This is a genomic window from Stenotrophomonas maltophilia group sp. Smal12 (assembly GCF_037079935.1).
In the GTDB taxonomy this organism is placed as follows: domain Bacteria; phylum Pseudomonadota; class Gammaproteobacteria; order Xanthomonadales; family Xanthomonadaceae; genus Stenotrophomonas; species Stenotrophomonas sepilia.
In genome coordinates this window covers 1-8,424 of record NZ_JBAWUK010000088.1, presented here as the reverse complement: position 1 = coordinate 8,424, position 8,424 = coordinate 1, and the positions used below count along the sequence as shown (strand labels likewise).

Below are 8,424 nucleotides of genomic sequence, written 5' to 3'. Positions count from 1 at the left end.
CCCCCCCCCCCCCCCCCCCCCCCCCCCCCCCCCCCCCCCCCCCCCCCCCCCCCCCCCCCCCCCCCCCCCCCCCCCCCCCCCCCCCCCCCCCCCCCCCCCCCCCGGATAAACCCCCCCCCCCCCCCCACCCCCTTTTGGGGGGGGGGGGGGGGGGTGTTTTTTTTTAAATCGCGGGGGGGGGGGGGGGCGGCCCCCCCCCCCCCCCCCCCCCCCAACAGAACGTCCGGTCAGAACTCAGGCGCCGGCCATCCACTTCAGGATCAGGCCGGTGACATAGGCCAACCCGGTACCGGTGGCATAGCCCACCGTCCCCAGCAGCACCCCCACAGGCGCCAGCGTCGGATGGAAGGCCGCGGCCACCACGGGAGCCGAGGCGGCCGCCCCGATGTTGCCCTGCGAACCGATCGCGAAAAAGAACAACGGCGCGCGCAGCAGCTTGGCCACCCCCCACAGCACCAGCACATGCGTGGCCATCCAGATCGCGCCGAGCAGGAACAGCCAAGGCCGATCCAGCAGCGACAGCAGGTTCATCTGCATGCCGATGCAGGCGATCAGGAAGTACAGGAACACCGTGCCCAACCGCGAAGCGCCTGCGGCTTCCAGCCGGCGCGCACGGGTGAAGCTCAGGCCCAGGCCCATCGCCGTGGACAGCAGGATCACCCACACGAACTGGCTGTCCAGGCTGAACTGGCTGGCCCAGCTGACGTTGGCCTTGAACCAGCCCGACAGCGGTGCGGCGATGGCGTGGGCCAGGCCGACGCCACCCAGTGCCACGCCGACGATCACCATCAGGTCGGTCATGCTGGGAATGCGCGCGTTCTGTGCCTCGTAGGCGCTGATGCGTGCCTTCATCTCGTCGATGGCACGCGTATCGGCCCCGTTGCGGGTGTCGATCTGCTGCGCGCGGTTGGCCAGGAACAGCAGGATCGCCATCCACAGGCTGGCGCAGGCCACGTCGACCACGGCGAACTGCCCGAAGGTGGTGGCATCGGTGCCGAACACTTCGCGCATGGCGACCATGTTGGCGCCGCCACCGATCCAGCTGCCGGCCAGCGCGGCCATGCCGGCCCAGGTATCACCGGCCACCGTTTCCGGATGGATCAGCTTCATCAGCTGGAAGGAGACGATCGCACCGAGCATGATGCCAGCGGTACCGGCACAGAACACAAGCAACAGCTTCGGCCCCAGCTTGATGACGCCCTTGAGGTCGATCGACAGCGTCAGCAGGACCAGCGCGGCCGGCAGCAGCACGTCACGCGCGACCGGGTTGTACAGCGAGGTGTTGTGGCCATCGATGACACCGGCGGTGTTGTAGATGGCGGGGATGAAGTAGCACAGCAGCAGTGCCGGCACCCAGGCGAAGATCTTCTTCAACAGCGGGGTCGGACCACTGGCGGCCCAGAAGATCAGGGCCAGGGTGGCGGCAATCAGGCCCAGTCCAACGATATCGTTGCTGATCAGGGCAGTAGCGGGTTCGGTCGGCATGGGATCCTCTGTCGATCGAAGGAGCGGGGAAAAAAAAGCGCCGCATGAAGCGGCGCAGGTCGAGATTAACATTGTCTTCACGTCGGGTCATGCCGCAGCGCGGAGCAGGTCGGCCGTCCGATCAAGCGGGGCGCGAAGCGCCGAAGTCCAGGGTGACACGCGTCCCGCGCGGTTGGCGGGGCTGCAACTGCAGCGTCCAGCCCAGGTGCTCGCACAGCCGCGCGATCAGGTCCAGGCCGATGCCACTGCCTCGATCGGCACGCTCGCCGCGGGCCATGCGCGCGTGGATCGCCGCGATCTCCTCCGGGCTCATCCCATGCCCGGGGTCCTGCAGGGTCAGTACCGCCGACGAACTCAGCTGCAGCTCGATATGGCCGCGGCCGCTGTTTTCGATGGCATTGCGCAGCAGGTTGCCGATCGCCGCCTGCACCACCGCCAGCGGCGCGACGATATCCACCGGCGCAGCCTGGATGCCGATGCTCAGGTCCTTGTCGCCGAGCAGGTGGCGATGGTCGTCCACGATCTCCGGCAGCAGCTGGTCCAGTGCGATGCGCTCGGCACGCGCGGCCAGGCGCGCAGGATCACGCGCCAGCACCAGCAGCAGCTCGATCAGCTGCTCCACGCTCTGTGCCGTGCGCAGGACCCGCTGCATCTGTTGGCGGGCACGTTCGGGCAGGCCCGGTTGCTCCAGCGCCAGCTCGGCTGCACCGGTCATCACTGCGATCGGCGTGCGCAGTTCGTGGCTGGCGGTACTGATGAAGACCCGCTCACGCTCGACGAACTGCTCGTTGCGGTCCAGGTAGTCGTTCAGCGCATCGGCGATGGTGTGCAGCTCGGAACTGCCGCGCGGGTCGACCTCGATGCGCTGGCCCTGAACGCCCGGCCGCAATGCGCCGATGTGCTGGGCCAGCAGGCTCAACGGGCGCACCATGCGTTCCATGCCGAAGGACGCCATCAGCACGGTGACGAAGATCATGATCACCCCGGCCAGCATCACCCAGCGCGTGGCGAACTGCTCCAGGTCATGGAAGTCGGAGATGTCCAGCGCCAGCGCGACCCGTCCCATCGACCGGGTCTCGCGCACCATCACCGCCGTCTCCCGGCCTTTGATCATCACGCCGTCGTGAAGGCCCGGATGCAGCGTACGCAGGCTGTCAGGCAGGTTGACTGCATCGAAGCGGTACAGGCTGAGCGTGTCCGAATCCTGCCAGCGATAGTGCGGTTCATGCTCGACGTGCTCGACGATGCTGTCCAGTTCGGAGTTGAGCAGCGCACGCCAGGCGGCATGTTCGGCGTGTTCGTGCACGTAGTTGCCGACGCTGAACACAGCGATCGACAGCAGGGCCAGGTAGCCCAGCAACCACCACACCACGCGCCGGTACAGCGGGCCCGGCCTACGCGCCTTCATCATCATCCTTGCCTGCATCGGCGGCCGCGGTCACCGCAAGGCGGTAACCAACCCGCGGCAGGGTGTGGATCAGCTTGTCGGCAAACGGACCATCGACGCTGCGGCGCAGCTCATAGACATGCGAGCGCAGCAGGTCACCATCCGGTGGCTCGTCGCCCCACAGGGCGAACTCCAGCTGTTGGCGGGTGACCGCACCGGGGCTGGCGCGCATCAGCACCTCCAGCAGCTTCCGGCAGGCCGGGTAGAGGTGGAGCACCTGACCACCCCGCTGGGCTTCGAGGGTCGCCAGGTCCAGCACCAGGTCGCCCACCTGCAGGCGCTTGCGCGGGTTCCGGCCCTGCGCACGCAGCAGCAGCGCCTCCAGCCGAACTTCCAGCTCGGGCAGGGCGAACGGCTTGGTCAGGTAATCGTCGGCACCCGCGCGGAAGCCGGTGATCTTGTCCGGCAGTTCGTCGCGCGCGGTCAGCATGATCACCGGCACCTCCGAAGCCTGCTCGGCGCGCAGGCGACGCAGCACCTCCGGCCCCTCCATGCGCGGCAGCATCCAGTCCAGGATCACCGCGTCGTAGGGATGGCTGCCGGCCAGGTGCAGGCCGGTGATGCCGTCCGGGGCCACGTCGAGCACGTGCCCGCGCGACTCGAAGTAGTCGAACAGGTTGGCCACCAGCTGGCGGTTGTCCTCGATCACCAACAGACGCATGCACGAAACATCCACGGAACTTCGTACCATGGTAGCGCTGCCCATGTCGGAATGCGGTCGCCCCGGCCTCCTCTGACGCTTTTCCAACCCCCGCCACCTCAGAATGGCCGTTTTGCTCCCGGAGCCTGCCGTGCCCGTAGTCCTGCCCCGCCGTTGGCGCCTGCCCCTGTTGTGGCTGTTGATCGTTGCTGCGCTGGCAGCGGGGATCGGCCTTCGGCAGCCGCAGCCACCGGACGAGCCGCGCTTCGTGCTGGCGGCCCGCACCATGGTCGAGAGTGGGCAATGGCTGCTGCCGCACCGGGGCGTGGAGCTGTATGCGGAGAAGCCACCGGTCTTCATGTGGCTGCAGGCGGCGGCCTACGAGATCGTCGGCAGCTGGCAGTGGTCGTTCCTGCTGCCATCGCTGCTGGGCGCCCTGCTCAGCCTGTGGTTGGTGTCGGATCTGGCACGCCGACTGTGGTCACCGCGGCATTCCCTGTACGCCCTGGCGGCGCTGTTCTGCACCCTGCAGTTTGGCCTGATGGCCAAGCGCGCGCAGATCGACATGGTGCTGGTCGGCATGACCACGGTGGCCCTGTGGGGCTTGATGCGCCACCTGTGCGAACGCCGCAACCTGGCTGCCTTGTGGCTGGCGGGGTTCGCCGCTGGCCTCGGCACGGTGACCAAAGGCGTGGGTTTCCTGCCGCTGCTGATGGTCCTGCCGTGGTTCGGCTGGTGGCTGTACCAGCGTCGCCGCGGGCGCAGCGTTGACGGCCCCCACCCGGCAACGCTGCTGTGGCTGATCCCGGCCTTCCTGCTGGGCGTGTCGGTGTGGCTTGCGCCGCTGGGCTGGGCCCTGCTGCACACGCCCAGCGCCGAACTGCAGGCCTACGCGCATGAGCTGTTGTTCAAGCAGACCGGTACCCGCTATGCCAACGCCTGGCACCATCGCCAACCGGCCTGGTACTACCTGCAGGTGATCCTGACCCTGTGGCTGCCGGGCAGCCTGCTGCTGCCGCTGCTGTTCAAGCCGTGGTGGCGCCGCATCCGCCGGGGCGACCGCCGGCAGTGGCTGCTGCTGGGTTGGGCGCTGCTGGTGCTGGTGTTCTTCAGCGCCAGCCCGGGCAAGCGCGAGGTCTATGTGCTGCCGATGCTGCCTGCGATGGCACTGGCGGTTGCGCCGTTGTTGCCGGGCTTGCTGCGCCGGCTGTGCGTGCGCCGGTATCTGTTCGGCTACAGCGTGGTGCTGATGCTGGCCACCGGCGTGCTCGGCGTGATGCTGATGACCGAGCACCCGTGGGCCTTGGCGCAACTGGAGCGCCGGGCCATGCCCGATACGCTGCTGCCGGTGCTGGGTGATGGCCTGCTGACCTTCGCCATCGCGCTGGCCACGTTGGCCGTCTGGTTGCGGGTGCGCCGCGCCACGACCCTGGTGCTGCTGACCCACGGCATGCTGTGGATGCTCTACGGCCTGGTGCTGATCCCGGCACTGGATCCCTACGCATCGGCATCGGCGCTGATGCGCCGCGTCGGCGCGCGGATCGGTCCGGACGCCGAATTGGCGCTGGTCGCCTGGCGCGAGCAGAACCTGCTGCAGGCTGACCGCCCGGTACGCGAGTTCGGCTTCAAGCGGCCCTGGGCCGAGCAATGGCACGATGCCGGCCCCTGGCTCGCCGAAGCGCCGGACAAGCGCTGGTTGCTGGTGCTGGACGAGGCGATGAGTCCCTGCGTAGACCGGGCCAAGGTGATCGACATCGGCATGGCCAACAGGAATCGTTGGCAACTGCTTCCCGGTACGGCCTGGGACCCGCAATGCCACGCCGAACGGGCCGGCTCGACCGCCGAAGAAGACTGAACGTTGACTCGTGCCGGGGAAATCATTAACTCGGCGCGAACGAGCGTCCGACCCTTCTCCGACATGCAGGTGACGAGCATGGCTGCGGATTCCCGAACCCGCCTTCCCTCAGCATGCCCGTTCGTCCCCTTGATTCGATCGCGCCGCTTGCGTCATCGCCACTGGCGTCAAGATTCGCCGTAACTCACTTTTGGCTGCCTGTCGCAATCGGTCTGCCCGTGTTTGCGCTGCTGATGGGGTTCGGCGGCGACCAGTGGGTGGCCGATCACCTGTTCCGCCTTGAGGGCAGCCGATGGGTGCTACAGGACGCCTGGATCACCCGCACGGTGGTGCACAAGGCCGGCAAATGGCTGAGCACGTCAGCGGCCTTGGTCGCGATCCTGCTGTGCTTCCACCACTGGCGTAAAGGACGCGATCACACCCTGCGGTGGGCGCTGCTTTATGTCGTACTTGCCCTGGCGCTGGGCACCGGCGTGATCTCCCTGCTGAAGTCACTGGTGCCGATGGAATGCCCTTGGGACTTGCTGCGCTACGGCGGCCACCAGCCATTTATCGGGCTTTTCACCGCACGCCCCGCTGGCATGGCCGCGCAGGCCTGCTTCCCGGCCGGGCACGCCAGTGCCGGCTACGCCTGGCTGTGCCTGTACTATTTCGCCCTCCTATGGCGCCCGTCGTGGCGCTGGGCCGGGTTGTGGATCGGCCTCGGCGCCGGTTTGGTGTTCGGCATCGGCCAGCAGCTGCGCGGTGCGCATTTCCTTTCGCATGACGTCGCCACTGCATTGATCTGCTGGCTGCTTTCGCTCGGCCTCTATCTGATCGCCAAGCGCGTCCTGACACACCGTCAACTGAACCATGCCAACCGCCAGGAGGCAAACGCATGAGCGCATCGGTCCAACGGCCCGCCCGCCTCCCCGCCCTTGCGGGTCTGCGCCACTGGCGGCCGCAGCTGTCCACCGAAGCGCTGATCGCGCTGACCAGCCTGTTCTTCGCGGTGGCCGGCAATGGCCTGTTCTGGCACAGCGCGATGGCCAGCCATCCAGGCAGCCTGCGCTACGCGCTTTCGCTGCTGCTGTTGCTGCTGGGTGCTCACGGCGTGCTGCTGGGCATCCTGGTCTGGCGCTGGAACGCCAAGGTGGTGATCAGCCTGTTGCTGCTGGTGACCGCATTCGCCGCGCACTACATGAGTCGCTACCACATCTACCTGGATGCGGACATGCTGCGCAACGTGCTGGCGACGGACCCCAAGGAAAGCCGCGAGCTGATGACCGTGTCGCTGCTGTGGCCGGTACTGTTGCTGGCCGTGTTGCCGATGGCGGTGTTGTGGCGCGTGCAGCTGCGTCGCCGCAGCTGGGGCCGCACCCTGCTGTGGCGGCTGGGCTTCCTGCTGGTGGCCGCGGTAACCGCCGTCGGCGGCGCGTTGATCTCGTTCCAGGATGTTTCAGCACTGATGCGCAACCAGCGCGAAGTGCGTTACCTCGCCACCCCGGCCAACGTGCTGCTGGGCATGCCGCGTGCGCTGCGTGGCGACAACCCGGTGCAGCGCGCACCGAAGCTGCCGATCGGCACCGACGCCAAGGCCACTCCGCGAGCGCCGGCCAGCAAGCCGCGCCTGCTGGTGATCGTCATGGGCGAGACCGTGCGTGCGCAGAACTGGGGCCTCAACGGTGGCCGCAACACCACTCCGGAACTGGCGCAGGCCAGCGTGATCAATTTCCCGGACATGCATTCGTGCGGCACCAGCACGGAGGTCTCGCTGCCGTGCCTGTTCTCGCCGTGGGGCCGCCACGACTACGACGAGAAGAAGATCCGTGCGCACCAGTCGCTGCTGCACGTACTGAACCGCGCCGGCATCGCGCCGCTGTGGCGTGACAACCAGTCCGGCTGCAAGGGCGTGTGCGAGGGCCTGGACTTCCAGTCATTGTCCGACGCCACCACACCCGGCCTGTGCGCCGATGGCCGCTGCATGGACGAGATCCTGCTGCAGGACCTGGCCACCCAGGTGCGGGCCAAGCCCGGCGACCGGGTCGTGGTGCTGCACCAGCTGGGCAACCACGGCCCGGCCTATTTCGAGCGCTATCCGCCCGCGTTCCGCCGCTTCACCCCGACCTGCGACACCCGTGACATCGGCCGCTGCTCGCGCGACGAGATCACCAACAGCTATGACAACGCCGTGCTGTACACCGATCACTTCCTGACCAAGACCATCGGCACGCTGCAGGGCATGCAGGACTACGACACGGCGATGATCTACCTGTCCGACCATGGTGAATCGCTGGGCGAGAAGGGCCTGTTCCTGCATGGCGTGCCGTATGCGATCGCACCGGCCGAGCAGACCCGCGTACCGATGACGATGTGGTTCTCGCCGGGCTTCGCCAGCAGCCGTGGGTTGGACCTGCAGTGCGTGCGCAAGCGTTCGGCGGCCTATACAGACCACGACAACCTGTTCCCGTCGGTGCTGGGCCTGATGCAGGTTAAGACGGCGCTGTACGAGCGCGACCGCGACGTGTTCGCCAACTGCGAAGGTTGAGGGGTGTTTGGCAGGGCTTGCAGCCCTGCACCTGCAGGGGCAACGGCAACGGCCGAAGCAACAGCAGAAGCGGGTTTCCTGAGGGGTGGGGGGGTGGGTCCGGTTGCGGGGGACGCTGCAAGTACGTCCATGTAAGCTCGGTCGCCGCATCCATGCGGCTCACGCCCCCGCAACCGGCCCCACCCCGCCTTCGACAGTTTTCCGCGATCTGTTGGAACGATCTTGGGGTCAGATCCGTTTTCCGGAAGAAAACGGATCTGACCCCATTTTGATTGTCGATACCTGACAGATGTGTCGACCAGGGTCGACACCTACCAACAGCCGCCACGATCTGTCAGACGTGGGGCGGTGGGGGGGTGTGGGGCCCCTGGGGGCCCCGGTTTGGCCCCCAAACCCCCCCCCCTTGGGTTTTTGCGGGTGGGGGGACACCACACACCCCCGCCCCCCCCCCCCCAAAACCCCGGTTTGGT

The 8,424-nt window shown here is 67.5% G+C and carries 6 protein-coding genes; 3 read left to right on the top strand and 3 right to left on the bottom strand.

What is annotated here, in order from left to right:
* Positions 1 to 234: 234 nt before the first annotated feature.
* The 3 genes from WDC87_RS21325 to WDC87_RS21315 form a co-directional block, all read right to left on the bottom strand.
* Positions 235 to 1,485: a DUF819 family protein gene (locus tag WDC87_RS21325; protein ID WP_072169169.1), complete on the bottom strand. Its 1,251-nt coding sequence runs from the start codon at positions 1,483 to 1,485 to the stop codon at positions 235 to 237.
* A gap of 121 nt (positions 1,486 to 1,606) precedes the next feature.
* Entirely contained in the window at positions 1,607 to 2,893 is a 1,287-nt protein-coding gene (locus WDC87_RS21320; protein ID WP_088497636.1) for a HAMP domain-containing sensor histidine kinase, read from the bottom strand.
* On the bottom strand, positions 2,880 to 3,593 hold the full coding sequence (locus tag WDC87_RS21315; protein ID WP_072169171.1) for a response regulator transcription factor: 714 nt from the start codon (positions 3,591 to 3,593) through the stop codon (positions 2,880 to 2,882). Before WDC87_RS21315 ends, WDC87_RS21320 begins: the two co-directional genes overlap by 14 nt.
* A gap of 130 nt (positions 3,594 to 3,723) precedes the next feature.
* Here WDC87_RS21315 and WDC87_RS21310 point away from each other — a divergent pair, with 130 nt between their 5' ends.
* The 3 genes from WDC87_RS21310 (at position 3,724) to WDC87_RS21300 (ending at position 7,954) form a co-directional block, all read left to right on the top strand.
* Positions 3,724 to 5,427, top strand: a complete 1,704-nt coding sequence (locus tag WDC87_RS21310) for a glycosyltransferase family 39 protein (RefSeq protein WP_227837260.1) — start codon at positions 3,724 to 3,726, stop codon at positions 5,425 to 5,427.
* Positions 5,428 to 5,540: 113 nt separating this feature from the next.
* A complete protein-coding gene (locus WDC87_RS21305) occupies positions 5,541 to 6,308 on the top strand; it encodes a phosphatase PAP2 family protein (protein ID WP_227837263.1) in 768 nt (255 codons plus the stop codon).
* Positions 6,305 to 7,954: a phosphoethanolamine--lipid A transferase gene (locus WDC87_RS21300; RefSeq protein WP_088497634.1), complete on the top strand. Its 1,650-nt coding sequence runs from the start codon at positions 6,305 to 6,307 to the stop codon at positions 7,952 to 7,954. Before WDC87_RS21305 ends, WDC87_RS21300 begins: the two co-directional genes overlap by 4 nt.
* The last annotated feature ends 470 nt before the right edge of the window (positions 7,955 to 8,424 follow it).

What these genes read in the sequence shown, in the direction of transcription:
- WDC87_RS21325 (WP_072169169.1), bottom strand. Translation starts at nt 1,485, where the DNA reads ATGCCGACCGAACCCGCTACTGCCCTGATCAGCAACGATATCGTTGGA.
- WDC87_RS21320 (WP_088497636.1), bottom strand. Translation starts at nt 2,893, where the DNA reads ATGAAGGCGCGTAGGCCGGGCCCGCTGTACCGGCGCGTGGTGTGGTGG.
- WDC87_RS21315 (WP_072169171.1), bottom strand. Translation starts at nt 3,593, where the DNA reads ATGCGTCTGTTGGTGATCGAGGACAACCGCCAGCTGGTGGCCAACCTG.
- WDC87_RS21305 (WP_227837263.1), top strand. Translation starts at nt 5,541, where the DNA reads ATGCCCGTTCGTCCCCTTGATTCGATCGCGCCGCTTGCGTCATCGCCA.
- WDC87_RS21300 (WP_088497634.1), top strand. Translation starts at nt 6,305, where the DNA reads ATGAGCGCATCGGTCCAACGGCCCGCCCGCCTCCCCGCCCTTGCGGGT.